The sequence below is a fragment of the Micromonospora sp. MA102 genome (assembly GCF_025460765.1).
In the GTDB taxonomy this organism is placed as follows: domain Bacteria; phylum Actinomycetota; class Actinomycetes; order Mycobacteriales; family Micromonosporaceae; genus Micromonospora; species Micromonospora halotolerans.
Map to the genome: position 1 here is coordinate 456,461 of NZ_JAMWEG010000001.1, position 23,993 is coordinate 480,453.

Annotated in this window: 26 protein-coding genes; 12 read left to right on the forward strand and 14 right to left on the reverse strand. The window is 74.6% G+C overall.

From position 1 onward, the window contains the following. The first annotated feature begins 56 nt into the window (after positions 1-56). The gene (locus NFX44_RS02190; RefSeq protein ID WP_262281766.1) at positions 57-728 is read left to right on the forward strand and encodes a TetR/AcrR family transcriptional regulator; all 672 of its coding nucleotides are present in this window, start codon (positions 57-59) and stop codon (positions 726-728) included. Here NFX44_RS02190 and NFX44_RS02195 read toward each other — a convergent pair. After that, positions 712-1,167, reverse strand: a complete 456-nt coding sequence (locus NFX44_RS02195) for a hypothetical protein (protein ID WP_262281767.1) — start codon at positions 1,165-1,167, stop codon at positions 712-714. The two genes, NFX44_RS02190 and NFX44_RS02195, sit on opposite strands and share 17 nt — an antisense overlap. Beyond that, positions 1,167-1,643: a hypothetical protein gene (locus NFX44_RS02200; protein WP_262281768.1), complete on the reverse strand. Its 477-nt coding sequence runs from the start codon at positions 1,641-1,643 to the stop codon at positions 1,167-1,169. The genes NFX44_RS02195 and NFX44_RS02200 overlap by 1 nt, the downstream gene beginning before the upstream one ends. A gap of 44 nt (positions 1,644-1,687) precedes the next feature. On the opposite strand from NFX44_RS02200, the gene NFX44_RS02205 reads away from it, so the two are divergent. Beyond that, positions 1,688-2,668: a YafY family protein gene (locus tag NFX44_RS02205; RefSeq protein WP_262281769.1), complete on the forward strand. Its 981-nt coding sequence runs from the start codon at positions 1,688-1,690 to the stop codon at positions 2,666-2,668. A 7-nt stretch (positions 2,669-2,675) separates the two neighbouring features. Here the strand turns inward: NFX44_RS02205 and NFX44_RS02210 are convergent, their stop codons facing one another. Beyond that, a complete protein-coding gene (locus NFX44_RS02210; RefSeq protein ID WP_262281770.1) occupies positions 2,676-3,917 on the reverse strand; it encodes an MFS transporter in 1,242 nt (413 codons plus the stop codon). Between the two features lie 123 nt (positions 3,918-4,040). Next, entirely contained in the window at positions 4,041-5,516 is a 1,476-nt protein-coding gene (locus NFX44_RS02215) for a PLP-dependent aminotransferase family protein (protein WP_262281771.1), read from the reverse strand. 29 nt (positions 5,517-5,545) lie between these two features. Here NFX44_RS02215 and NFX44_RS02220 point away from each other — a divergent pair, with 29 nt between their 5' ends. The 3 genes from NFX44_RS02220 (at position 5,546) to NFX44_RS02230 (ending at position 7,425) form a co-directional block, all read left to right on the forward strand. After that, positions 5,546-6,157, forward strand: a complete 612-nt coding sequence (locus NFX44_RS02220) for a LysE family translocator (RefSeq protein ID WP_262281772.1) — start codon at positions 5,546-5,548, stop codon at positions 6,155-6,157. A gap of 9 nt (positions 6,158-6,166) precedes the next feature. Continuing rightward, on the forward strand, positions 6,167-6,892 hold the full coding sequence (locus NFX44_RS02225; protein ID WP_262281773.1) for a B3/4 domain-containing protein: 726 nt from the start codon (positions 6,167-6,169) through the stop codon (positions 6,890-6,892). Positions 6,893-6,996: 104 nt separating this feature from the next. Next, entirely contained in the window at positions 6,997-7,425 is a 429-nt protein-coding gene (locus NFX44_RS02230; protein WP_262281774.1) for an archease, read from the forward strand. Positions 7,426-7,431: 6 nt separating this feature from the next. Here NFX44_RS02230 and NFX44_RS02235 read toward each other — a convergent pair whose 3' ends face one another. Continuing rightward, positions 7,432-8,850, reverse strand: a complete 1,419-nt coding sequence (locus NFX44_RS02235) for an RtcB family protein (RefSeq protein WP_262281775.1) — start codon at positions 8,848-8,850, stop codon at positions 7,432-7,434. 75 nt (positions 8,851-8,925) lie between these two features. Between NFX44_RS02235 and NFX44_RS02240 the strand changes: the two genes are divergently transcribed. After that, positions 8,926-9,732, forward strand: coding sequence for an SDR family oxidoreductase (locus tag NFX44_RS02240; RefSeq protein ID WP_262281776.1), 807 nt, complete (start codon positions 8,926-8,928; stop codon positions 9,730-9,732). Positions 9,733-9,739: 7 nt separating this feature from the next. Here NFX44_RS02240 and NFX44_RS02245 read toward each other — a convergent pair whose 3' ends face one another. The 5 genes from NFX44_RS02245 to NFX44_RS02265 form a co-directional block, all read right to left on the reverse strand. Continuing rightward, on the reverse strand, positions 9,740-10,744 hold the full coding sequence (locus NFX44_RS02245) for an ABC transporter ATP-binding protein (protein ID WP_262281777.1): 1,005 nt from the start codon (positions 10,742-10,744) through the stop codon (positions 9,740-9,742). Next, positions 10,741-11,805, reverse strand: coding sequence for an ABC transporter ATP-binding protein (locus tag NFX44_RS02250; RefSeq protein ID WP_262281778.1), 1,065 nt, complete (start codon positions 11,803-11,805; stop codon positions 10,741-10,743). Before NFX44_RS02250 ends, NFX44_RS02245 begins: the two co-directional genes overlap by 4 nt. Positions 11,806-11,819: 14 nt before the next feature. Then, positions 11,820-12,809: an ABC transporter permease gene (locus NFX44_RS02255; protein WP_262281779.1), complete on the reverse strand. Its 990-nt coding sequence runs from the start codon at positions 12,807-12,809 to the stop codon at positions 11,820-11,822. Positions 12,810-12,870: 61 nt separating this feature from the next. Next, entirely contained in the window at positions 12,871-14,616 is a 1,746-nt protein-coding gene (locus NFX44_RS02260) for an ABC transporter substrate-binding protein (RefSeq protein ID WP_262281780.1), read from the reverse strand. 60 nt (positions 14,617-14,676) lie between these two features. Beyond that, positions 14,677-15,708 carry an ABC transporter permease gene (locus tag NFX44_RS02265; protein ID WP_262281781.1) on the reverse strand — a complete coding sequence of 344 codons (1,032 nt, stop codon included), beginning with the start codon at positions 15,706-15,708 and terminating at the stop codon, positions 14,677-14,679. Between the two features lie 406 nt (positions 15,709-16,114). On the opposite strand from NFX44_RS02265, the gene NFX44_RS02270 reads away from it, so the two are divergent. The 4 genes from NFX44_RS02270 (at position 16,115) to NFX44_RS02285 (ending at position 18,232) form a co-directional block, all read left to right on the forward strand. Next, positions 16,115-16,525 (forward strand): subtilase-type protease inhibitor, encoded by a 411-nt coding sequence (locus NFX44_RS02270; RefSeq protein ID WP_262281782.1) that lies wholly within the window; start codon positions 16,115-16,117, stop codon positions 16,523-16,525. 146 nt (positions 16,526-16,671) lie between these two features. After that, entirely contained in the window at positions 16,672-17,589 is a 918-nt protein-coding gene (locus NFX44_RS02275; RefSeq protein ID WP_262281783.1) for a pentapeptide repeat-containing protein, read from the forward strand. A gap of 109 nt (positions 17,590-17,698) precedes the next feature. Continuing rightward, complete coding sequence (locus NFX44_RS02280; protein ID WP_262281784.1) at positions 17,699-17,935, forward strand: preprotein translocase YidC; 237 nt, start codon at positions 17,699-17,701, stop codon at positions 17,933-17,935. A 36-nt stretch (positions 17,936-17,971) separates the two neighbouring features. Then, a complete protein-coding gene (locus tag NFX44_RS02285) occupies positions 17,972-18,232 on the forward strand; it encodes a hypothetical protein (protein WP_262281785.1) in 261 nt (86 codons plus the stop codon). A 13-nt stretch (positions 18,233-18,245) separates the two neighbouring features. On the opposite strand, the gene NFX44_RS02290 is transcribed toward NFX44_RS02285, so the two are convergent. From NFX44_RS02290 to rnhA, 3 genes are all read right to left on the reverse strand, one after another. Further along, entirely contained in the window at positions 18,246-18,470 is a 225-nt protein-coding gene (locus tag NFX44_RS02290; protein WP_262281993.1) for a ferredoxin, read from the reverse strand. 8 nt (positions 18,471-18,478) lie between these two features. Further along, complete coding sequence (locus NFX44_RS02295) at positions 18,479-19,702, reverse strand: cytochrome P450 (RefSeq protein ID WP_262281786.1); 1,224 nt, start codon at positions 19,700-19,702, stop codon at positions 18,479-18,481. A gap of 84 nt (positions 19,703-19,786) precedes the next feature. Beyond that, on the reverse strand, positions 19,787-20,263 hold the full coding sequence (gene rnhA / locus NFX44_RS02300) for a ribonuclease HI (protein ID WP_262281787.1): 477 nt from the start codon (positions 20,261-20,263) through the stop codon (positions 19,787-19,789). 112 nt (positions 20,264-20,375) lie between these two features. Between rnhA and NFX44_RS02305 the strand changes: the two genes are divergently transcribed. Further along, positions 20,376-21,488 carry a serine hydrolase gene (locus tag NFX44_RS02305; protein ID WP_262281788.1) on the forward strand — a complete coding sequence of 371 codons (1,113 nt, stop codon included), beginning with the start codon at positions 20,376-20,378 and terminating at the stop codon, positions 21,486-21,488. 97 nt (positions 21,489-21,585) lie between these two features. Here the strand turns inward: NFX44_RS02305 and NFX44_RS02310 are convergent, their stop codons facing one another. Then, entirely contained in the window at positions 21,586-22,845 is a 1,260-nt protein-coding gene (locus NFX44_RS02310; protein WP_262281994.1) for a lycopene cyclase family protein, read from the reverse strand. Between the two features lie 88 nt (positions 22,846-22,933). On the opposite strand from NFX44_RS02310, the gene NFX44_RS02315 reads away from it, so the two are divergent. Then, the gene (locus NFX44_RS02315) at positions 22,934-23,992 is read left to right on the forward strand and encodes a Gfo/Idh/MocA family oxidoreductase (protein WP_262281789.1); all 1,059 of its coding nucleotides are present in this window, start codon (positions 22,934-22,936) and stop codon (positions 23,990-23,992) included. Position 23,993: the final 1 nt, after the last annotated feature.

The following is a 23,993-nucleotide window of genomic DNA, read 5'->3' on the forward strand; positions in this document are numbered from 1 at the left end:
CAACACCCTGTCGAGTGCAATCGACAGGGTGTCGAGCGGGTGTAACATCGGCCGACATGACACCCGCCCGTACGCCGACCGGCACCGCGCCGACGCGCGGGCGGCGACCCGGCCGCTCCGCCGGCGACGACCGCGAGGTGGCCATCCTCGCCACCGCGGAGCGGCTGCTGCGGCAGCGGCCCTTCGGCGACATCTCCATCGACGACCTGGCGCGGGGCGCGGGCATCTCCCGGCCCACCTTCTACTTCTACTTCCCGTCCAAGGACGCCGTGCTGCTCACCCTCCTCGACCGGGTGACCGAGGAGGCGGACGCGGCCGCGGGTGACGCGCTGGTCCGGCTCGCCGAGGACCCGCGGGCCCGCTGGCGGGAGCTGATCGCCCGGTTTCACGCCACCTTCGGCGGTCACCGGGACGTGGTGCTGGCCTGTGCCCAGGTGCGCGGCACCAACGCCGAGGTGCGCCGGCTCTGGGCCGAGGTCCTGGAACGCTGGGTACGCGCGGTCGAGGCGGCCATCGAGGGGGAACGCACGCGCGGCGCGGCCCCGGACGGGCTGCCCGCCCGGGACCTCGCCATCGCGTTGAACTCCATGAACGAGCGGGTCTGGTACGCGACCTTCGCCGGGGACGGACCGGCGGTGGCCGAGCGGGACGTGGTCGACGTGCTGCTCGACGTCTGGCTGACCGCGATCTACCGGACCACCACGCCGCCGGTCAGCCCGTCCGGGTGAAGTCCATGGTCCAGTTGGTCTCCCAGGTGCGCTCGCCGTCGGTGGAGAACGCCTGCTCCCAGCGGCAGGAGGTGGGCGTGCTCCGCGACCAGATGAACCGGCAGCGGACCGGCCGTCCCTCGTCGGTGTCGTCGGCGTAGAAGGTGCCCACGCCGTCGACGAACCGGCCGACCATCGGCGGCTGTTCGAGCACCCCGCGCTTGCTGTTCATCCAGTAGATCGACCATAGGCCGCTCTCCGCGTCGCGGATGCGGACCGTCGAGCCGGAGAAGCCGCGGGTCGGGCAGCGCATCTCGTCGAAGCTGCCGGCGCCGTCGAAGAACGAGTGCGCCACCGAGGTGCCGGGGAACTCATCCCACTCGTCGCTGCCCACGTGCCGCTTGACCAGTCGCCGGTTGGCCACGTCCCAGGTGCCCACCAGGAAGTCGAAGTCGCCCATCAGAAACCCACCATTCCCTCGGTCCGGTTGTCGGCCAGGTAGCCGGCCAGGTCCGGCCGGTCGGGGGCGAGCACGTGCCGCACCCAGGCCGTCCGCTCGTGCTCCAGCACGCCCAGCTCCCAGACGCAGCCCACGGCGGGCCGGTCCAGCGGGACGAAGTGCGCCGGGTCGTCGTCCGGGCAGTCCAGCGCGGGCTGGCCGGCGATCGCGCTCCGGCACTCCACCACGTTGTCGAAGAACCAGCTGTACGCCAGCAGGTACGCGCCGGTGTCCGCGCCCCGGTGCAGCACCACCCAGCTCGCCGGCGGGGTGCTGCCGTCCGGGCCGGGCAGCAGCTTCGGCAGGTACGCGTACGCGGCCTCGACCACCTCCGGTTCGAGGCGGCGGTCCGGTTGGTCGATGTGGTAGCGCTTGACGTGCCGGCCCGCGACCTCGACGGTCCCCGGCACGGTCAGTTCCTTGTTCTGGAAAGCCATACCGGGACGGTAGGCCCCCTCCCCTGACAGCTAGTGTCAGTGGAATGCGGGCCAGTCGTCTCCTGTCCCTCCTGCTGCTGCTCCAGGCCCACGGCCGGCTGACCGCCGCCGAGCTGGCCCGCCGGCTGGAGGTCTCCGTCCGCACCGTCTACCGGGACGTGGAATCGCTGCACGCCGCCGGCATCCCGCTCTACGGCGAGGCCGGGCACGCCGGCGGCTACCGGCTCGTGGACGGCTGGCGGACCCGGCTGACCGGGCTCACCGCCGAGGAGGCCGACCGGCTGCTCTTCGCCGGGCTGCCCGGGCCGGCCGCCGAACTGGGCTACGAGTCGGTGGTGGCCACCCTGCAACTGAAGCTGCGCGCCGCGCTGCCGCCGCCGCTCGCCGACCGGGCCGCCCGGCTCGAGCAACGCTTCCACCTGGACACCCCCGGCTGGTACTCCGACGGCGATTCGTCGCCGTACCTGGCCGCCGCGGCCGAGGCGGTGTGGCGGGAGCACCGGGTCCGGGTCCGCTACCGGAGCTGGAGCGGCGAGGTCAGCCGGGTCCTCGAACCGTACGGGCTGGTGCTCAAGGGCGGCCGCTGGTACGTGGTGGCCGCCCGCCCGGACCGGGCCGAGCCGGCGACCTACCGGGTCAACCAGATCCTCAACCTGACCCCGCTGGACGAGCCGTTCGACCGGCCGGAGTTCGACCTGCCGGCCTGGTGGCGGGCACACGTGGCCGCCTTCCGGGCCGGGCTGCACCAGGACGAGGCGACCATCCGGCTCTCGCCCGCCGGCCGGGCGCGGCTGCGCGAGATCGCCAGCGACGCGGTGGTCGGGGCGGTGGACGCCGGCGCCGGGCCGCCCGACGCGGAGGGTTGGGTGCGGGCCGTCGTACCCATCGAGTCGCTCACCCACGCGCACGGCGACCTGCTGCGGCTCGGCGCCGAGGTGGAGGTCCTCTCCCCCGCCGCGCTGCGCGACCGGCTGGCGGAGACCGCCACCGCCCTGGCCGCCCTCTACCACCGGCCACCGGCCTGACCGCGCGCTACGGGCGGCCCGCCCGACGCAGGACGGCGGCGCCCGCCGCAGCGCCGAGGGCCTGGCAGGCGGCCACGCCGAGCAGCAGCAGGCCGACCCCCGAGCCGGTGAGGGCACCGGCGAGTGCCGCGCCGGCGGCGGCCGCGCCGCACTTCAGGCCGGCGCCGACGGTGAACACCTGGGTGCGTGCCTCCGGCGGCGCCTCCCGCTCCCGCACCGCGAGCACCGCGCAGAACAGCGGGCCGTTCAGCATCCCGACGGCGGCGAACAGCGGCAGCGTGGCCCACACCGACGGCACGAGCGGCACCAGCGCGAACGGCACCGCCATGGCGAGCACGCTGACCAGGACCACCCGCTCGGGCGGGTGCGAGCGGATCGGATGGCGCGCGGACCACAACGAGCCGACCAGCCCGCCGACCGACGCGGCCGCCAGGAACAGCCCGGTGTACGAGGTGTGCTGGAACCGGCCGGCGAGCAGCGCCGCGACCACCGGCAGGGCGCCGACGCCGAGCTGCCCGAGGCTGCTGGCCAGGGTCACCGCGCCGAGCCGGGGCCGCCGCCACAGCAGCGGCACCCCGCCCAGCGGGTCGCGCCGGCCGGGCCCCGCGTCGCGGCGTGCGCGCGCCGCGCGGTCGCGGATCGGCAGCGTCCACAGCATGAGGCCGCCCACGGCCACGAGCGCGGCCAGCACCACTGTCGCCGCGGTGGCGCCCGCCGCCCCGGCGACGACCGCCGCGATGGCCGGACCGGCGATGCCCGCCAGGTTGTACGACGTGGCGTCGATGCCGAACGCGGTGTCCAGCCGGTCCGGGACGAGGTCGCCCAGCAGGCTCGTCATCCCGCCCAGCATGATCGGCGCGAGGCACCCGGCCAGCACGACGAGGGCGATCGACAGCGGCCGGGACGTGGCCGCCGACGCCACGGCGGCGACCAGCGCCCCACCGTACCCGAGCAGGGCGAAGGTGTAGAACAGGCGGCGCCGGCGCACCGCGTCGGCGACCGCGCCGACCACCGGGCCGGCCACCACGTGCGGCACCATGAGCGCCGCCACCAGCAGCCCTCCGTACGCCGCGCTGCCGGTCCGCTCGATCGCCAGCAGCACCAGGGCCACCCGGGCGCCCTCGTCGGCCAGGCGCACCAGCACGGCGGCCGTGGCGTAGCGGCCGAGCACCGCCCGCGGCCGACCGTCCACATCCGGCATCGCGGGCGCCCGCTCCAGCACCATCCCGCTGCCCTCCCCCGCCGTCATGACCGCCTGCCTCACCACTCCTTACCCCGCGGCCGCGGGCCGGAACGCGTGCCCGCCCAAGGTGTACGTCTCGGATCGATCTGCTCGCGGGCCCGATCCCGGTCGACGGGGCAGGCAGGCGGGTCAGCGCAGGCCGCGGAGGACGGCGCCCAGCGTGGTCAGGGCGCGGTCGATGTCCGAGGGCGGATTGGCGGCGTAGCCGAGGACGAGGCCGGGTGGTTGCGGGCGCTGGCCGTGCCAGGACAGCGGCTGCACCTTGACGCCCCGGCGCAGGGCCGCCGCGGCCAGCGCCGTGTCGTCGACCTCGCCGGGCAGGGTGACCAGCAGGTGCAGGCCGGCGGCGGCGCCGTGCACCACCGCGCCGGGCAGGTGCTCCCGGACCGCCCGGATCATCGCGTCCCGGCGGCGGACGTGCCGGCGGCGCAGCAGCCGCAGGTGGCGTTCCAGCGCGCCGGAGTCCATCAGCTCGGCCAGCACCAGCTGCGGCAGGGCGGCGTTGCCGAGGTCGGCCATCCGCTTGGCCGCCACCAGGTCGGCGTGCCAGCGTGCCGGCATCAGAACCCAGCCGATCCGCAGCGCCGGGGCGAGCAGCTTGGACACGCTGCCGGTGTAGCAGACCTGGTCCGGCAGCATCCCGCGCAGCGCCGGCACCGGCGGGCGGTCGTAGCGGTGCTCGGCGTCGTAGTCGTCCTCGATGACCAGCCCGCCGCGCCGCGCCCAGCGCAGCAGCCGGCGGCGCCGGTCGCCGTCGAGCACCACCCCCGTCGGGAACTGGTGCGCCGGCGTGAGCATGACGGCCGGGGCACCGCTGGACTCCAGCCGGTCGACCCGCAGGCCGTCGGCGTCGACCGGCACCGGCGGGGTGTCCAGCCGCCAGTTGTTCAGGTGCTGGCGTACGCCGAGCGAGCCGGGATCCTCCACGGCCACCGTGTGCACCCCGTGGGTGTGCAGCACCTGGGCGAGCAGGCCGAGCGCCTGGGACACCCCGGCCACGACCACCACCTCGGCCGGGTCCACCCGGATGCCGCGGTTGCGGGCCAGCCAGGTGGCGACGGCGAGCCGCAGCGCGGGGGTGCCGGTCGGGTCGCCGTACCCGAAGGCGGCGGGCGCCAGGCGGTGCAGCACGGCGCGTTCCGCGCGCAGCCAGGCCGCGCGGGGAAAGGCCGCCAGATCGGGTACGCCGGGCGTCAGGTCCAGCTCCGCCGGAGCGTTGCGCAGCGCGTCGAAGACCGTGGTGTCCGGCCGCGCGGCGAACACCTCCGGCGGGCGGCGTGGCGCCGGCGCCCGGGTGACCACGGCGGCCGGCGTGGCCACCACGACGGTGCCGGCCCGGCCCCGCCCGACCACGTGCCCGTCCTCGGTCAGCCGCTGGTACGCCTCGGTCACCACGCCCCGGGACACGCCCAGCTCGGCGGCGAGCACCCGGCTGGCCGGCAGCCGGGCGCCCACCGGCACCCGACCGTCGGCGATCGCGGCCCGCAGCCGGGCGGCCAGCCAGTCGGCACGCCCGCCCGGCGGGGCCTCGCCGACGTCGAGCTGGAGGAAGTCGGCACCGGGCGTTATGGACCCCTCGACCGTCGACTGTTTGGCCCTGTCCATCCGACCATTATGGGCCCAGGCTGGACCTCGTGAGCATCGCCTTTCTGCTGACCACGCTCGTCGTGGTGATCACCCCGGGCACCGGGGTCGTCTACACCCTCGCCACCGGTCTCTCCGCCGGCCGCCGGGCCGGCCTGGTGGCCGCCGCGGGCTGCACCCTCAGCCTCGTGCCGCACCTGGTCGCCGCGGTGACCGGGCTGGCGGCCCTGCTCCGCGCCGGCACCCCGGCGTTCCGGGTGGTGACCTGGCTGGGCGTGGCGTACCTGCTCTGGATGGCGTGGGCGGCGCTGCGCGATCGCGGCCCATTGCCGGTGGACGAGCACCGCCCGCCCCGCCCGGCCGGCCAGCTGTTCCGCGACGGGGTGCTGATGAACCTGCTCAACCCCAAGGTGACCGTCTTCTTCGTGGCGTTCCTGCCGCAGTTCGTCCCGCCGGACGCGCTGGACGCGCCGGTCCGGATGCTGGCCTGCGGCGCGGTGTTCATGGCGGCCACCCTGGTGGTCTTCGCCGGGTACGCGCTGCTGGCCGGCGCCCTGCGCCGCCGCGTGCTGGCCCGGCCCCGGCTCACCGCGCTGCTGCGGCACGGCTTCGCCGGCAGTTTCCTCGCCCTGGGCCTCGGCCTGGCCCTCACCGCCCGATAGGAGTTTCCCGTGCGCTTCCGGCACTCCCCGCAGGTCTGGTCGACCTTTCCCGAACTGACCTGCGGCGTCCTGCACGCCACCGGCATCACCCCCGACGTCGACGTCACGCCGCGGCTCGCCCGGTACGCCGACACCGCCCGGGCCCGCCTCGCCGGCGGCACGGAAGGTGGCTTCCCGGAGATCCAGGCCTGGCGGCGGGCCTTCGCCCGGGCGGGTTCGCCCCCGACCCGCTACCGGTGCGCCGCCGAGTCGCTGCTGCGCCGGTTCCGCCGCGAGGGGACGCTGCCCCGGCTGCACCCGCTGGTCGACCTGGGCAACGCCCTCTCCCTCGGCTACGCCGTGCCGGTGGCCGTGCTGGATCTCGCCCGGATCTCCGGGGACCTGACCGTGCGCCCGGCTCTCGGCACGGAGGTCTACCGGACCCTCGGCGGGGACGAGGAGCATCCGGAGCCGGATGAGCTGATCTTCGCCGACGCGGCCGGCCGGGCGCACTCCCGGCGCTGGACGCACCGGCAGAGCGGCGCGTCGGCGGTGCGCGCGGAGACCGCCGAGGTGCTGGTGGTGATCGAGGCGATGCACGACGACGGGCCCCGGGTCGTGCCCCGGATGCTCGCGGAGCTGGCCGCCGCGCTGGCCGCGGACTGGGCGGCGCCGACCCGGACGGCGGTGCTCACCGCCGGGGCGCCCGACTTCGTGGTGTCCGAGCGGACCGGCGCGGCCGCCGCCGGCCGCTAGCCGCCCGCGTGGCGGCGTGCCGCCGCCGGGTGGTCCGGGTCGTCGGTCCTCAGGAGGTCGTCGAAACCGGTGGGACGCCGGGCGGGCGGCGGCATGATCGGGGCATGGAGCGACGACCGGCCCGCGGGCACCGGAACATCCCGCACACCGCCGACGTCCGCATCGAGGCGTGGGCGCCGGACCGGGAGGGCTGCGTGGCCGAGGCGGTCACCGCGCTGGTGGACACCTTCGTGGACACCACGGGGGCGGTCGCCGACGGGGAGACCGGGTTCCGGGTGCCGCCGGGCGCCGACGCGGACCTGCTGGTCGGCGTCCTCGACGAGGTGATCTTCCGGCTGGAGACGGCGGACGAGCTGCCGCTGGAGACCGAGGTGCGTACGGCCGACGACGGCGGCCTGGCGGTGCGCTGGCGGACCACCGGCACCGACGCGGTGGAGCTGGTGGGCGCGGTTCCCAAGGCGGTGTCCCTGCACGAGCTGCGCTTCGCGGCGGAGCCCGCCGGCTGGCGCTGCGCGGTGACGCTGGACGTGTGAGCGGGCTCAGCCCTTCACCACGCCGAGCGGCACGAGCCGCGCCACCTTCCGGCACAGGCCGGCCCCCTCGGCCGCCGCCACCACGGCGGTGACGTCCTTGTACGCGGCCGGCATCTCCTCGGCCAGCCCGCGCCGGCTGGCGCCCCGCACCGCGATGTCCTGCGCCTCCAGCTCGCGGCGCGGGTCGTGCCCGGCGACCGCCCGGGTGGCCTGCTTGCGGCTCTGCACCCGGCCCGCCCCGTGGCAGGTGGACGCCCAGGCCGGCGAGCCGGCCACGCCGGTGAGCACGTACGAGCCGGTGCCCATGGAGCCGGGGATGAGGACCGGCTGCCCGGCCGGGCGCAGGTCGTCGGGCAGCTCGGGGTGTCCCGGCGGGAGGGCCCGGGTGGCGCCCTTGCGGTGCACGCAGAGCGGGCGCCGCGCCCCGTCCACGTCGTGCGTCTCGATCTTGGCGAGGTTGTGCGAGATGTCGTACACCAGGTCGAGGTCGCAGCCGGTGACCCGGGCGAACACCTGCCGGGCGGCGTGGGCGAGCAGCTGCCGGTTGGCCCGGGCGTAGTTGGCCGCGGCGGCCATCGCCCCGAGGTAGGCCCGGCCCTCGTGGGACGAGACCGGCGCGCAGGCCAGCTGCCGGTCGGGCACGTGGATGCCGTGCCGGGGCATCACCTTCTCCATCTCCCGGACGTAGTCCGTGCAGATCTGGTGGCCCAGCCCCCGCGACCCGCAGTGGATCATGACGCAGACCTGGCCGGCGCGCAGCCCGAAGGCCTCCGCCACGGCCTCGTCGTAGACCTCCTCCACCGCCTGCACCTCCAGGAAGTGGTTACCGGAGCCGAGGCTGCCGACCTGGCGGGCGCCGCGCTCCACCGCCCGCTCGCTCACCTGGGCCGGGTTCGCGTCGCCCACCGCCCCCTGGTCCTCGCAGCGGTCCAGGTCCCGCTGGACGCCGAAGCCGCGCTCGACGGCGTACCGGGAGCCGCCGCGGAGCACCGCGTCGAGCTCGGCCCGGTCGGTCAGGTGCCACACGGCGCCCTTGCCCATGCCGCGGGGGGTGGACTCGCTCAGCCCGTCCATGACGGCGTCCAGCCGGGGGCGCAGCGCGGCCCGGTCCAGGTCGGCGGTGAGCAGCCGTACCCCGCAGGAGATGTCGAAGCCGACCCCGCCGGGCGAGACCACTCCCCCGTCCTCGACGTCGGTGGCGGCGACCCCGCCGATCGGGAAGCCGTAGCCCCAGTGCACGTCCGGCATGGCGTAGGAGGCGCCCACGATGCCGGGCAGGGTGGCCACGTTCGCCACCTGCTCCAGCGACTTGTCCGCCCCGGCGTCCGGCAGCAGCGCGCGGGAGGCGAAGACCACGCCCGGCACCCGCATCGGCTCGTGCCGGTCGATCCGGAACCGGTACGGCGACTCCTCGACCAGGTCCATCCGGCCCGGCTACCCCGGTCGCGAGCGGTTACACCCCGTCTGATTCAGCCCGCCCGATCCGGGTAGTGCGCCAGCATGCCCCAGCGATACGAGGAATACGACAGGATCGCCGTCGTGACCGGCGCGGACTCCGGCATCGGCAAGGCGTGCGCCGTGGCGCTCGCCGAGGCCGGCTTCGACATCGGCATCACCTGGTACGGCGACCCGGACGGCGCCGAGCGCACCGCCGCCGAGGTACGCGCCGTCGGCCGCCGCTGCGAGGTGGCCGAGATGGACCTGACCCGGCTGCCCGAGGGCGCCGCGGCCGTCGACGAGCTGGCCGACCGGCTCGGCGGGCTCGGCGTGCTTGTCAACAACGCCGGCACCGGGCTGGCCACGCCGTTCGTCGACGTGGCCTGGGAGCAGTGGCGGGAGGTGCTCGCCGTGGACCTGGACGGGCCGTTCCTCTGCTCCCAGCGGGCGGCCCGGCGGATGCGGGCAGCCGGCCGGGGCGGCCGGATCATCAGCATCACCAGCGTGCACGAGCACGCCCCGCGGGTCGGCTCGTCGGCGTACTGCGCGGCGAAGGGCGGGCTGGGCCTGCTCACCAAGGTGATGGCGCAGGAGTTGGCGGCGGACGGGATCACCGTCAACGCGGTGGCGCCCGGTGAGATCGCCACCCCGATGACCGGCCAGGAGGACGTGGACCCGTTCACCCAGGAACGCCCGGGGGTGCCGGTGGGGCGGCCCGGGGACGCCCGGGAGGTGGCGGCGGTCGTTGCCCTGCTCGCCTCGCCCGGCGCCGCCTATGTCACCGGGGCGTCCTGGCCGGTGGACGGGGGGATGTTGATGATGGGTCCGCAGGCGTCGTCGTTGCCCGACGATTCGTGGCGGTCGGTCTGAGGGGTGGTCAGCCCGGCACAGCCTCCCTGGTCTCGGACAGTGCTCCCCTCTCGGGGTAGTGGCAGGCGGTGGCCTGGTTGCCGCCGTCCCGGCTGACGAGGGCGGGTTCCTCGGTGGCGCAGCGTTCCTGGGCTTTCCAGCAGCGGGTGCGGAAGCGGCAGCCCGACGGTGGGTTGAGTGGGGTGGGCACATCGCCGGTGAGGCGGATCCGCCCGGCCGGCCCGAGCGCGGTGACGTCGGGGATGGCCGACAGCAGGGCCCTGGTGTAGGGGTGCTGCGGCCGTTGGTAGATGTCGTCGCGGTCACCGATCTCGACGATCTTGCCGAGGTACATGACGGCGACGCGGTGGCAGAAGTGCCGCACCACGGCGAGGTCGTGGGCGATGAAGACGAACGCCAGGTCGAGGTCGCGTTGCAGGTCGCGCAGCAGGTTGATGACCTGGGCCTGGATGGAGACGTCCAGGGCCGAGACGGGTTCGTCGGCGACGATGAGCTTCGGGCGCAGCGCGAGGGCGCGGGCGATGCCGATGCGCTGGCGCTGCCCGCCGGAGAACTCGTGCGGGTAGCGGTTGTAGTGCTCCGGGTTCAACCCGACCAGTTCCAGCAGTTCCTGCACGCGCTTGCGGATGCCGCCCGGCGGGTTGATCCGGTTGACCTGCAACGGCATGGCCACGATCCGCCCGACGGTGTGCCGGGGGTTCAGCGAGGCGTAGGGGTCCTGGAAGATGATCTGCAGGTCCTGCCGCAGCGGCCGCAACGCACCCCGCCGGGCGTGGGTGATGTCCCGCCCGGCGAACTCGATGGTGCCGGAGGTCGGCTCCAGCAGCCGCACCAGCATCCGACCCGTGGTGGTCTTCCCGCAGCCGGACTCCCCGACCAGGCCGAGGGTCTCCCCCGGCCGCACGTCGAAGTCCACACCGTCGACGGCCCGGACCAGGCTGCCGGCGCGGAAACCGCCGCGCACCGGGAAGTGCTTGGCGAGACCGCGGACCTTGAGCAGCGGTTGGGTCATCGGGCCACCCCCACGTGCGCGATCTCGTCACGGTAGAGGCGCTGCCGGGCGGCCTCCGGCAGGTGGCAGGCGACCAGGTGCCCGCGCTCGGTCGCCGGAAGCAGGTCGGGCACCTCGGTGCGGGAGCGGTCGCCGTTACGGCCGGCGTACCGGCAGCGCGGATGGAATGCGCACCCCGACGGCAGGTTGATCAACGACGGCGGGTTGCCCTTGATCGGCACCAGGTCCGCGTCCGCGTCACCGTGCAACGACGGCACGCTCGACAACAACCCCCACGTGTACGGATGCTGCGGCCGCCGCAACACCTGCTCCACACTGCCGTGCTCGACCGCCCGCCCCCCGTACATGACCAGGACGTCATCGGCCACCTGGCTGACCACACCCAGGTCATGCGTGATCAGGATGATCGCCGACCGGAACTCATCCTGAAGATCACTGAGCAGATCCAGGATCTGCGCCTGCACCGTCACATCCAACGCCGTGGTCGGCTCGTCAGCGATCAACAAATCCGGGTCGTTCACCAACGCCATCGCGATCATCGCCCGCTGCCGCATACCCCCGGAGAACTCATGCGGATACTGATCGAACCGCTTCCCCGGCTGCGGGATCCCCACCCGGCCCAACATGTCCACCGCCCGGGTGCGCGCCTCCCGCTTCCCCGCCCGCGGATGATGCACCCGATACGCCTCCGCGATCTGCCTGCCGACCATGTAGTACGGATGCAGCGCCGACAACGGATCCTGGAAGATCATCGCCATGTCCCGGCCCCGCAGCCGCCGCACCTCCTCCTCCGGCAACCCGACCAACTGACGACCACCCACCGAGATCTCCCCCGAAATGGTGGCCCGCTTCGTGTTGTGCAGACCCAGGATCGCCAGCGACGTGACGCTCTTCCCCGAACCCGACTCCCCCACGATGCCCAGCGTGCGACCGCGCTCCACCGAGAACGACATCCCGTCCACCGCGCGAACCACGCCGTCCTCCGTGTCGAACCGCACCCGCAGGTCGCTCACCCGCAGGTAGGGCCCACCGCCCGGGCGCGGCGCCGGAAGCTCCACCATGTCGATACCTCCCGTCAACTCAGCCGGACCCGCGGATCGATGACCGCGTAGAGCACGTCGACCACGATGTTGGCGACCACGATGAACACCGCCGCCAGCAGCACGGTCGCCATGACCACCGGCAGGTTGAGGAACTGCACCGCCTCCACGGTGGCCTTGCCCAGCCCCTGGAGGCCGAAGATCGTCTCGGTGATGAAGGTGCCGCCGAGGCTGGTGCCGACGTCCAGGCCGGCGATCGTGACGATCGGCGTGACCGCGGCACGCAACGCGTGCCGGGTGTGCACCTGCCGCGCGGAGAGCCCCTTCGCCCGGGCGGTCCGGACGAAGTCCTCCGACAGGGTCTCCAGCATCTGGGCCCGGGCCAGCCGGGCGTAGAGCGCCGAGTTGAGGAAGCCCAGCGTCATCCAGGGCAGCAGCAGCCCCACCGCCCAGCGGGCCGGGTTCTCGGTGAGCGGGGTGTAGCTGGGGAATGGCAGCAGGCCCGTGGCGTAGACCAGCAGGTAGAGCAGGATCAGGCCGAAGAAGTAGACCTGCATGGACGCCCCGGCAAGGGTGACCCCGATGGCGGCCCGGTCCAGCGCCGAGCCCCGGCGCAACGCCGACACCATGCCCAGCGAGACGCCCAGGGTCAGCCACAGCACCGCGCCGCCGAGGACGATGCTGAAGGTCACCGGGGCGCGCTGGACGATGATGCGGGTGACCGGCTGGTTGTTGCGGAACGAATAGCCCAGGCAGGGCGCCGGGCAGTCCTGGCGGAAGTCCCCCTCGCCGTACGTGCGGCCGACGAAGACGCCCTTGACGAATTCGGTGTACTGGCGTGGCAGCGGCTGGTCGATGCCGAGCCGCCGCTCGACCTGGGCGATGTCCGCGGCGGTGCAGTTCTTGCCGCACATCACCTTGGCCGGGCTGCTCGGCACCGCGAAGAAGAGACCGAAGGTGACGAGGCTGATCACGGCGAGGGTCACCGCGGCGACGAGCAGCCGCCGGACGACGAATCGGAGCACGGGAGCACCTCCCCCGGTGGACAGGTGGGGGCGGTCCGGAGTGGACCGCCCCCACGGACGGTCACTGCTTCACGTGGATGCCGTTGAGCGAGATGATGCCGAAGGCGTCGCTGAGGAACGCGTTGCCGACCTTCGAGCCGTGCAGCTCGTAGGTGGCGTCGTAGTAGCAGGGCACGACCGGGGCGTACTCCCGCATGATCTTCTCGTCCAGGGCCATCCAGGCGGCGTCCTGCTGGGCGGCGGGCAGGTTGCGCACCCGGTCGACCTCCGCGCTGACCGACGCCTCGTTGAGGTACGAGACGTTGTTGTTGCCCTCGTCGACGATCTCCCGGCCGTCGTAGACCGGCGGGATGATGGTGGAGCCGGTCGGCCAGTCCGAGCCCCAGCCGCTGAGGTAGAGGTCGTACGGATTGTTCTTGCGGCCGATCTCGTCGTAGTAGCTGGTGCTGTCGATGGGCTTCATGACGATGTCGAAGCCCATGTCGGTGAGGTTCTTCCGGATCGCCTCGGCCTGCTGGGTGCGCAGCTCGGTGTTGGAGTGGGCGAGCACCAGCTTCGGCTTCTTCCCGGCCAGCAGCTCGGTGACCTTCGCCCTGTCCCCGGTGACCGGGGCGTTGAACACGTCGTACTTCTGCCAGCCGGCGGTGGTCGGCGACATCAGCGTGGTGGCCGGGCTGCCGGCGGCCTGCCCGCCGATCGCCTTCAGCGCCGCGTCCTTGTCCACGGCGTAGTTCAGCGCGCGGCGGACGGTCAGGTCGGTGACCCGCTGGGTGTTGATGCTGAGCACCCAGGTGTACTGGGTCGGGCCCTTGACCACCCGTTCGGCCACCCCGGCGGCGGTGGTCCGGGGCAGCACGGCCGGCGGCACGTCGGTCCAGCTCAGCGCCGCCTGGTCGGCCGGGGCGTCGGCGACCAGCCGCTCGGCGATCTGCGCCTGCTCCAGGCCGAAGGTGACCCGGATGGCGTCCGGGTACGCGTTGCGGATCGGGTCGCTCTTCGGGTCCCAGTTGGGGTTGCGCTCCAGCTCCAGCGCCACGTCCCGCTCGTACGACTTCACCTTGTACGGGCCGGACGAGAACGGCCGGAGGTCGTAGTTGGCCCGGGTGTCCTTGGCGGCCGGCACCGGAGCCGTGGTGGGCAGCGCGGCCGCGTACGGCAGGTCGCAGTGCGGCTGCGGGAAGGTGAACCGGATGGTCCGGTCGTCGGGCGTCTCGACGCCGTCCGGCGTCGCCTTGCCACCGTCGTACGGCCCCGAGTAGGTGGCGTTGTACGCGCCCTCCGGGTAGAGCCACTGCTGGATGTAGTGCGGTCCCTCGTTGAGGTTCGCGGCGAACGAGCGGGCGAGGCCGTACGCGACGTCCTTGCTGGTCACCGCGGAGCCGTCCTCGTACTTCACCCCGTCGCGCAGGGTGAACTCCCAGACCTTGCAGTCGTTGTTGACGTCCTTGCCGGGGTTCGTGGCCAGGTCGCCGACGAGCAGCAGCTTGCCGCTGCCGTCCTCCTTGTAGCCGTTGAGCGCCCGGTAGAGCAGCCCGCCGGTCACCTGCTGCGTGTTGACGTAGTTGCGGGCCGGGTCGAGGTGCTCGAAGTCGGTGTTCTGCATGACGGTGAGCGTGCCGCCGGCCTTGGCGCCGTCGACCGCCTTCGCCGGCCCCTGGTTGTCGGCCGCCTCGTAGGAGATCGAGCCGGTCTGGGTCTTCGCCTTCTCGTCGCTGCCGCCTCCGCCGTCCGTGGTGGGGCTGCAACCGGCGGCGACGAGCGCCGCCGCGGCCAGGACACCGGTCAGTGTCCGGGTTCGTGTACGCACGGGTGTGCTCCCTTCCCGCCCGGCGGCCCCCGCCGGCCGGGCGTGTCGATGGCCGTGGGGTTACCGGGTGGACCGGGGATCCAGCGAGTCGCGCAGCGCGTCACCGAGGAGGTTGAACGCCAGGACCAGCAGGAAGATCGTCAACCCGGGGAACAGGGTGTACCAGGGGTCGCTCGCGACGTAGCCGATGCTGTTGTAGATCATGCGGCCGAGGTCGGGCGTGGGTTCGGTGACGCCGATGTTGACGAAGGCCAGCGCCGCCTCGATGGCGATGAACTGCGGCACGTTGAGCGAGACGGTGACCAGGATCGGCGCCCAGATGTTCGGCAGCAGTTGCCGGAACAGCAGGTGCCCGGTGCCGGCGCCGGCGGCCCGGGCGGCCTCGACGAACTCCCGCTCGCGCAGCGAGATCACCTGGCCGCGGACCAGCCGCGCGGTGTAGGTCCAGCTGAACAGGCCGAAGGTGGCGATGATCAGGGCGACCCGGAAGGCCGGCGGCGGCGCCTCCCGTTCGGTGTAGAAGCGGTCCTGGAGGATCGGGATCACGGCGAGGGCGAAAATGAGGAACGGAAACGCCAGGGTGAGGTCGATCAACCAGTTGACCGCGCTGTCCAGCCAGCCCCGTGCCCAACCGGCCAGCACGCCGACCGCGACCCCGATGAACGACGCCAGCAGGGCCGAGGCGAAGGCAATGAACAATGACGTGCGCAGGCCGTACACCAACTGGAGCAGGATGTCCCGCCCGCTGCCGGGTTCGAGCCCGAGCCAGTGGTCGGCGCTGATGCCGCCGGCGTAGCCGATCGGCATTCCGAAATCGTTGAGCCGGCCGACGAACTTGTCGGTGGGGTCGATTCCGGTGAGCCGGCCGAGCAGCGGCGCGCCGAGCGCCACGAGGCCGGCGACGGCCAGCGTCAGGGCGCTGACCCGGGCCGTGCGGTCGCGCTTGAGACGCAGCCAGGCGAGCTGGTTGGGCGATCGGCCGACGATCTCCCGGCGGGCGGCGCCGGGCGGGACGGTGGCGTTGACGGCGGGGTCCGGCGCGGCCGGTTCGCCGGGCGCGGTCAACGACGGTGGGTGGGACAGGTCACTCATGAGGAGTCCTCCCGACGGCGACGAGAAACGTCCTGCCATTCGACGGTAAACCGCTTCGGATCAGCACTTTGAATCGTTACGGTAACGGCCGGATCGGTTGTCAGGAATCGACAACGATACGGTTTACGGAAAGCCTCGTCGCAATAACGGCCGACTTCGGTTGTCATCCGTTCGGCCATTCGCGCGACAGTTCGGCAATGCTTTTCCGCAGGGTCCGGTCCCGGTTGTCAACCGATCGGACATTTCCCGGCGCCGATGTCACACCCGCCGTCCATGGAGGCCGGGAGGTGTAACACTTCGTGACGCTTCGCGTTCACACCGTCCACCTAGGGTTCTCGTCGGCCCGGTCGCACGACGCCCGGCCGACGCCCGGCCCCGACCCGGGGCCCCGACGGAAGGACGACCCATGCCCTTCGCCCGACGTACCGCGACCCTGGCCCTGGCCGCCGCGCTCGGCGGCCTCGCCGCGACGGCCGCACCGGCGGCGGCCGGCGCGGCGCCGCGCCCCGGCCCGGAGACCCCCTCGGCGCTGCAGCTCACCGTCGAGGGCGGCGGCGACGACCCGCGCGCCACGCTGCTGGTCTGCGGCCCCGCGGGCGGGCTGCACCCCGACCCGGCGACCGCGTGCCGGCTCGTCGCCCGCGTCAACGGCCACCTCGACGCGCTCGACGTGCGGCCCGGCCCCTGCACCCGCGAGTACGCACCGGTCACCGCCCGGGCCGTGGGCTTCTGGCAGGACCGGCCGGTCGCGTACACCCGGACCTTCGACAACCGGTGCGAGCTGCACCGCGGCACCGACGCGCTGTTCGACTTCTGAGCTGGAGGGCCGGCGCCCGCCCCGCGCGGGCGCCGGCCCCCGGGTCCGTCACACCGCCGCGCCCCGCCGGCCGGTCCGGGCGGACCCGGCGGAGAATGGCGGTGGGCGCGAGGGGCGCGCCCGACGGTGGCGGGAGGCCGGGCGGGATGTCGGAGGCAGTGGACCGGCGGGCGGCGGGCGGCGCCCGCGAGTTGCGCGCCGACTGCGCGCGCTGCTTCGGGATCTGCTGCGTCGCGCCGGCGTTCGCCGCCTCCGCCGACTTCGCCCTCGACAAGCCCGCCGGGCAGCCCTGCCCGAACCTGCGCGCCGACTCCCGCTGCGGCATCCACCGGGACCTGCGGCAGCGCGGCTTCCCCGGCTGCACCGTCTTCGACTGCTTCGGCGCGGGTCAGCACGTCGCGCAGGGCACCTTCGGCGGCCGCGACTGGCGGGCCGACCCGGCGACCGCACGGCGGATGTTCGACACCTTCGCGGTCATGCGACCCCTGCACGAGCTGCTCTGGTATCTGACCGAGGCGCTGGCGCTGACCCCGGCCGGGCCGCTGCGGGACGAGCTGGCCGCCGCCCTCACCGAGACCGGACGGCTCACCGACGGCACCCCGGAGGAGCTGCTCGCCGTCGACGTCGACGCGCAGCGGGACCGGGTCAACCGGCTGCTGTCCCGGGCCGGTGAGCAGGCGCGGGCCGGCCGGGCCGGCGTGGACCGGCGCGGCGCCGCGCTGATCGGCGTGGACCTGCGCCGGGCCGACCTGGCCGGGGCGAACCTGCGCGGCGCGTGCCTCATCGGCGCCGACCTGCGCGGGGTGGACCTCGGCGCGGCCGACCTGACCGGGGCGGACCTGCGCGGCGCGGACCTGCGCGGGGCCGACCTCGGCGACTGCCTGTTCGTGCACCAGTCCCAGCTCGACGCGGCCCGCGGCGACCACCGCACGGTCCTGCCGCGCGGCCTGCGCCGCCCGGCGCACTGGTCCCTGACGGTCACCCCGGTCGGGTCGCCCGTCGGCACCCGGCCGTCCGGTGGGCGGTCGGCGGGCGGGCGTCCGACCGGGCGACGCCGCCGCTGACCTCGCCAACCTCGCTGGGACGGCCGGGGTTTCGCCGCGAGCGCGCCGGGTAGGCCGCGTCACCGCGCGACGGACGGGAGGCGGACCGGTGAAACCTGAGACACGGCCGGTGAAATACGAGACACGGCAGAGCAGGCAGCCGGTCGACCCGGCGCACGCCGAGGACGAGGCCGGCCAGGCCCAACTGGTCCAGGTGGAAGCGGACACCGACGTGCCCGCGCCGGAGCCGGGTGCGCCGAAACCGGACGTGGTGACCGAGGACGACGGTTCCGGCGTGGCCGGTGGGTCCTCCGGCAGCAGCTCCGGCGGCTCCTCGATGCCGACGCACCCGGACGCGGCCCGGTGAGCGTTTGTCCCCGCCCGGGATGGGCAGAAGTGCCACATGACCAGTGAAGAGTCCTTCGGTCGCGCCGCCACCGACGAGCCCGACGGCGCGACCGCGTACGAGGCGTCGCTGCGCCCGCCGGGCGAGTCGATGCGCAGCACCGACGACACCGGCGACGACTTCGCCGACCTGCCGGCCGAGGATCGCCGCTCCGCCCGGGAGATCAGCCGGGCCGGCTACGACGTGGCCGACGTCTCCGGCACCACCGACCCGGCGAACGAGCCGGAGGAGATCGAGGAGGGCCGGCCCGAGCGGTGAGCGGCCCGGCGCCTCACGGTGTCGAGGAGCGCTCCGGCACCGGCCGGGGCGCCACGGTGATCGCCCCGGCCGGGCAGAGCTCCACGGCGAGCCGCACCCGGTCGGCCGTGTCGGCGGGCGGCTCGGCCCGGCGCAGCAGCACGAGACCGTCCGCGTCGTCCTGGTCGAACACCTCCGGCACGGTCACCACGCAGTTGCCGGCCCCGCAGCAGCGGTCCCGGTCCACCCGGACCCGCACGGCCCCGCTCACCAGGTCACCGGCAGCGCGTCGAGGCCGTAGACGACCGAGCTGTCCCGGGTCGGCAGCCGCCCGGCGGTGACGGCCGGCCGCAGCCGGGGGAACCGGCGGGCCAGCTCCACCAGCGCGATCCGCAGCTCCGCGCGGGCGAGGGGCTGGCCGATGCACTGGTGCACCCCGAAGCCGAACGCGACGTGCTGCTGCGCCGCCCGGTAGGGGTCGAACTCGTCCGGTTGGTCGAAGGCGGTCCGATCCCGGTTGGCCAGGGACAGCACCGCGATGGCCCCCTCCCCGGCCCGGATCAGCCGCCCGCCGATCTCGACGTCCTCGGTGGCGAGGCGGGGCAGGCCGGTGCGCACGATGCTGAGGTAGCGCAGCAGCTCGTCGACCATTCCCTCGGCGTGCCCGGCGTCGTCACGCAGCGCGGCGTACCGGGCGGGGTGGCGCAACAGCAGCAGGATGCTCAGGCCGATCATGTTGGCGGTCGTCTCGTGGCCGGCGATGAGCAGCAGCACCGCCATGCCGACCAGTTCGTCGACGGCCAGCTCGCCGGTGTCGACCCGGTCCCGGGCCAGCCGGCTGAGCAGGTCGTCGGCGCGCTCCCCGGCGGCCACCTTCGCCTCGACCAACCGGTGCAGGTAGTCGCGCAGCTCCCGCACGTGCCGCTGGACCCGTTCGGGCGGGGCGTCCCGGTCGATGAGCGTGCGGCTGCGCTCCTGGAAGAACTCGTGGTCGGCGTAGGGGACGCCGAGCAGGTGGCAGATCACCATCGACGGCACCGGCAGGGCGACGTGCGTGACCAGGTCGGCGGGCGGGCCGGCGGCGTGCAGGTCGTCCAGTGCCCGGTCGACCGTCTGCCGGATCAGCGGCTCGATCCGCCGCACGTTCCTGATCATGAATTCGGCGGTGAGCATCCGGCGCAGCCGGGCGTGCTCGGCGCCATCCATCCGGATGAACCCGCCCCGGCGGTCGCCGAACGCGCCGGGCGCGATCCGGCGCAGCAGGGGGAAGCCGGGACGGGTCAGGTCGGCGCTGAAGCCGGGGTGGCGCAGCATCTGCTTGACGTCGGCGTGCCGGGTCACCAGCCAGGCCGTGGCGTCGGTGGGGAGCCGGACCCGGGTGACCGGACCGGCGAACCGCCGCCGCTCCCCCGCGTCGAGCGGGACGAGCGGATCACGGTCGAGGTTGGTCGGTGGCCAGAGCGGCAGGTCGGTGAGGGGAGCAACGGTCACGCGGACCTCCGGGAGGGCGACTGTCCGTGACGGTACCGATCCGCTACGTTACCCATCGACCGGGGTCGACACAACCCACCCGGCTCAGCGAGCGGCCACCGCCGCCGCGCGCGCCTCGGTCATCCCCCGGTTGGCCAGCGCGTCGGCGCGCTCGTTCTCCGGGTGCCCGTTGTGGCCCTTCACCCAGAGCCAGGTCACGTCGTGCCGGGCGCAGGCCGCCTCCAGCCGCTGCCACAGGTCGGCGTTCTTCACCGGCTGCTTCGCGGCGGTCAGCCAGCCGTTGCGCTTCCAGGAGGCCAGCCAGCCGGTGATGCCGTTGCGCACGTACGTGCTGTCGGTGTGCAGCCGCACGGTGACCGGGCGGGTGAGGCTCTCCAGCGCCCGGATCGCGGCCATCAACTCCATCCGGTTGTTGGTGGTCGGGGTGGCCTCGCCGCCGCACAGCTCCCGCTCGTGCCCGCCCCAGCGCAGCAGGACGCCCCACCCGCCGGGGCCCGGGTTGCCGCTGCACGCCCCGTCGGTCCAGATCTCCACGACCCCGCCGGTCGCCGCCTCCACCATGCCGGCAACCTACCCGGTACGCCCCGGCGCGGGACCACCCGACCCGCCCGCGGCCGGCCGGTGACGGAAAACCGCGGGACACCGGCGACACGGTCTGGCAGGGTCGCTGATCATGGACGGACGCTGGGACGGCCTGCGGGCCGAGGTACGCGCGGCAGTCGACGAGCTGGTCACCTCCGGGCGGGAGACCGGGGTGCAGGTGGCCGCGTACGTGGCGGGCGCGCCGATCGTCGAGGAGCAGGCCGGGCTGGCCGACACCACCACCGGCCGGCCCATGACCGCCGACACACCGGTGCACGCCGTGTCCACCGGTAAGGGGCTCACCGCCACCGTCGTGCACGTGCTCGCCGAGCGGGGGCGGCTCGACTACGACCTGCGCATCGCCGAGGTGTGGCCGGAATTCGCGCGGCACGGCAAGGACGGCATCACGCTGCGGCACGCCCTCACCCACACGGCCGGGCTGCCGACCCTGCCCGCCGACATCACCCCGGCGGACTTCACCGACTGGGACGGGATGTGCGGGCTGCTCGCCGACGCCGAGCCGCTCTGGGCGCCCGGCGAGCGGCTGGCGTACCACGCCTGGACGTGGGGCTGGCTGGTCGGCGAGGTGGTCCGGCGGGTCACCGGCAAGCCCGTCTCGCAGGTGCTGGCCGAGGAGGTGGCCGGGCCGCTCGGCGTGACCGGCGAGCTGTTCCTCGGCGTGCCGGAGACCGACCTCCCCCGCCTGGCCCGGCTGGAGGACGCCGGCCTGGCCGCCCTCATGACCTGGGCGGGCGCGAACCTGCCGAACTTCGACGCGGTGGCCCCGCCGCACGTACGCCCGGACGCCACGACCGGCAGCCGCCCCGAGGTGCTCCGCGCCGACGTGCCGGCGGTCGGCACGATGTCCGCCCGCGCGGTCGCCCGGATGTACGCGGCGCTGCTCGGCCCGGTCGACGGGGTGCGGCTGATCTCGCCGGAACGGCTCCGGGAGGTCTCCGCCGTGGCGGTGCGCGCCGAGGAGTGGGTGTTCGGGCAGGAGGCGACGTTCGGCCTTGGCTACGCGGTCGACGCCGACGGGTCGTTCGGCACGGCCGGCAGCGGCGGCAGCCTGGCGTTCGCGTACCCGGAACTGGGGTTGACCGTGGCGGCGGTGCGCAACCGGCTCGGCGCCGGTGACGGCGACCCGATGGAGCGGCTGCGGGTGCTGGTCCGCGACCGCGTCGCCGCGGAACTCGGCCGCTGACCGCTGTCGAATCCGCGGCTGTTCGACCCGGCGACGAGCCCGGCGCGTTGCGGTCGACCGACAGCGTCACCACCACCACGGGCGTCGTGATCGCCCGCTACGAACCGGCCTGACCGGCGGCGCGCGGCCCGGCCTCCGGCACGGGGGCCGGGGCCGGGCCGCGGCCCCACCGGGCGCGCAGCCGGCCGGCCGCGTCGCCGAGCACCGCGCCGGTCATCGGCAGCAGCGGGCTGGACCGCATCACCGCCAGGTCCTCGGCCGGCGAGGTGACCCCGTCGAGGAAGCGCAGCACCCGCTCCGGCGGGTTCCGGTCGAACAGCCGCTCGAAGAACGCCACCCCGCCGAGGTGCCCCCGGTCCAGGGCACGCAGCGCCACCGCGTCCATCCACCGGTGCCGCCCGGGATAGGCGGGCGCCGGCACCGGCGGCCGGCCCGCCGCCAGGGCCCGGGCCACCTGCTCGGCCTGCCGGAGCATCGCGGAGAACGTGAACCCGGTGGACGGGCGGGTGGCGCCACCCGCGGTGCCGAGCCGGACCACCCGCGGCGACGGGCGGGGCACGAACGGGCCGTCGGTCATCGGGATCACCCCGTTCTCCACCTCCCGCACCCGCAGCCCGGACAGGTCCAGGCCGAGCAGGCCGGCGTACCCGCGCAGCGCCGCGTCGTAGCCCGCGTCGGTGAGCACGGCCGGGCCGAACTCGGTGTACTCGACCAGGGCGTACCGGTCGTCGACCGGCAGCACGTAGCCGAAGGAGACGCCCCGGGCGGGCTGCGGGGTGCGGAAGTCCATGAGCACCGCCCGGCCCGGGTCGAAAGTGGCCCGGTCGGCCGCCAGCCACCAGCCGCGGAAGTGCTGCAACCAGCTCGTCCGCCCGGGCCGGGCCGGCGGGCGGGGCCGGGAGTCCAGCACCCAGCCGGCGCGGACCAGGGGCCGCCCCTCCGGGTCGTGGACGGTCACCCGGTGACCGTCGTCGGCCAGCACGCCGGCCGGCGCGCCGATCCGCACCGCGCCCAGCCGCCGCTCGGCCGCGGCAGCCCGGTCGTAGACCGGGGCGGAGCGGAGCATGGCGTACCGCAGCGGGGTGAGCGGCAGGACGCGGCGGCCGGCGGGCGTGACCACGTCGACCTCCGACCAGCTCGCGCTCAGCAGCGGGTCGAGGTCGCCGCCCGGGGCGCCCCAGAACGCCCAGGTGCGGTCCTGGCCGCGCTTGCGTACCGGGTCGACGACGGCGACCCGCAGGCCGGTCACGCCGTGCCGGTCCAGGGCGGCCAGCACCAGGGAGGCGGCGCCACCACCGCCGACCAGCGCGACGTCGACCTCGACCGGGATGGGATGCACCCGCCCACGCTGCCACACCCCCGGGTGGGCCGCCGCCCGGGACCCGCCGTCCCGGGCCCGGCGCGCCGCGTAGATTCGCAGGGGATCATCGAGGACGGGGGACGGCATGGCGCAGGCGCCGCTGCGGGTGGGGTTGCTGGGATACGGGATCGCCGGGCGGGTGTTCCACGCCCCCCTGGTCGCCGCCACGCCCGGCCTACGGCTGCACGCGGTGGTCACCCGGGACCCGGAGCGCCGCGCGCAGGTCCACGCCGAGCACCCGGACGCCCGGGTGCTCGACGACGCCGACCAGCTCTGGCGGGCCGCCGACACGTTCGACCTCGTCGTGGTGGCCACGCCGAACCGGCAGCACGTGCCGATGGCCCGGGCGGCCGTGGCGGCCGGGCTGCCGGTGGTGGTCGACAAGCCGCTCGCGCCGACCGCCGCCGAGGGGCGCGCGCTGGTCGCGGAGGCGGCCGCCGCCGGCGTGCCGCTGACCGCGTTCCAGAACCGCCGCTGGGACGGCGACTTCCTGACCGTGCGCCGGCTGGTCGAGGCCGGCGAGCTGGGCCGGGTGGCCCGCTTCGAGTCCCGGTTCGAGCGGTGGCGGCCGGCCATCAAGCCCGGCTGGCGGGAGAGCGCCGCGCCCGGCGAGGCCGGCGGCGCCCTGTTCGACCTCGGCGCCCACCTGGTGGACCAGGCGGTGCGGCTGTTCGGCCCGGTGCAGCGGGTCTACGCCGAGGTGGACCGGCGCCGGCCGGGCGCCGAGGTGGACGACGACGCGTTCGTCGCGCTCACCCACGCCGGCGGGGTCCGCTCCCACCTGTGGATGAGCGCCGTGACCGCCCAGCTCGGCCCGCGCTTCCGGGTGCTCGGCGACCGCGCCGCCTACACGACGTACGGCCTGGACCCGCAGGAGGCGGCGCTGCGCGACGGCGGCCGGCCCGGCACGCCCGGCTGGGGCGAGGTCGACCCCGACCGGTACGGCCGGCTCGGCGCCGACGGCGAACTGCGGGCGGTGCCCACCGAGGCGGGCCGCTATCAGGACTTCTACGCGCAACTGGCGGCGGCGCTGCGGGACGGCGCCCCGCTGCCGGTGGACCCGATGGACTCGGTCGGGGTGGTCGAGCTGATCGAACTGGCGCACCAGGCGGCCGCTCAGGGCGTGACCCTGCCGGTGCCCTGAG

What these genes read in the sequence shown, in the direction of transcription:
- NFX44_RS02190 (WP_262281766.1), top strand. Translation starts at nt 57, where the DNA reads ATGACACCCGCCCGTACGCCGACCGGCACCGCGCCGACGCGCGGGCGG.
- NFX44_RS02195 (WP_262281767.1), bottom strand. Translation starts at nt 1,167, where the DNA reads ATGGGCGACTTCGACTTCCTGGTGGGCACCTGGGACGTGGCCAACCGG.
- NFX44_RS02205 (WP_262281769.1), top strand. Translation starts at nt 1,688, where the DNA reads ATGCGGGCCAGTCGTCTCCTGTCCCTCCTGCTGCTGCTCCAGGCCCAC.
- rnhA (WP_262281787.1), bottom strand. Translation starts at nt 20,263, where the DNA reads ATGGTGGAGGCGGCGACCGGCGGGGTCGTGGAGATCTGGACCGACGGG.
- NFX44_RS02305 (WP_262281788.1), top strand. Translation starts at nt 20,376, where the DNA reads ATGGACGGACGCTGGGACGGCCTGCGGGCCGAGGTACGCGCGGCAGTC.
- NFX44_RS02265 (WP_262281781.1), bottom strand. Translation starts at nt 15,708, where the DNA reads ATGAGTGACCTGTCCCACCCACCGTCGTTGACCGCGCCCGGCGAACCG.
- NFX44_RS02275 (WP_262281783.1), top strand. Translation starts at nt 16,672, where the DNA reads ATGTCGGAGGCAGTGGACCGGCGGGCGGCGGGCGGCGCCCGCGAGTTG.
- NFX44_RS02235 (WP_262281775.1), bottom strand. Translation starts at nt 8,850, where the DNA reads ATGGACCTGGTCGAGGAGTCGCCGTACCGGTTCCGGATCGACCGGCAC.
- NFX44_RS02215 (WP_262281771.1), bottom strand. Translation starts at nt 5,516, where the DNA reads ATGGACAGGGCCAAACAGTCGACGGTCGAGGGGTCCATAACGCCCGGT.
- NFX44_RS02245 (WP_262281777.1), bottom strand. Translation starts at nt 10,744, where the DNA reads ATGACCCAACCGCTGCTCAAGGTCCGCGGTCTCGCCAAGCACTTCCCG.
- NFX44_RS02250 (WP_262281778.1), bottom strand. Translation starts at nt 11,805, where the DNA reads ATGGTGGAGCTTCCGGCGCCGCGCCCGGGCGGTGGGCCCTACCTGCGG.
- NFX44_RS02240 (WP_262281776.1), top strand. Translation starts at nt 8,926, where the DNA reads ATGCCCCAGCGATACGAGGAATACGACAGGATCGCCGTCGTGACCGGC.
- NFX44_RS02270 (WP_262281782.1), top strand. Translation starts at nt 16,115, where the DNA reads ATGCCCTTCGCCCGACGTACCGCGACCCTGGCCCTGGCCGCCGCGCTC.
- NFX44_RS02210 (WP_262281770.1), bottom strand. Translation starts at nt 3,917, where the DNA reads ATGACGGCGGGGGAGGGCAGCGGGATGGTGCTGGAGCGGGCGCCCGCG.
- NFX44_RS02315 (WP_262281789.1), top strand. Translation starts at nt 22,934, where the DNA reads ATGGCGCAGGCGCCGCTGCGGGTGGGGTTGCTGGGATACGGGATCGCC.
- NFX44_RS02230 (WP_262281774.1), top strand. Translation starts at nt 6,997, where the DNA reads ATGGAGCGACGACCGGCCCGCGGGCACCGGAACATCCCGCACACCGCC.
- NFX44_RS02200 (WP_262281768.1), bottom strand. Translation starts at nt 1,643, where the DNA reads ATGGCTTTCCAGAACAAGGAACTGACCGTGCCGGGGACCGTCGAGGTC.
- NFX44_RS02285 (WP_262281785.1), top strand. Translation starts at nt 17,972, where the DNA reads ATGACCAGTGAAGAGTCCTTCGGTCGCGCCGCCACCGACGAGCCCGAC.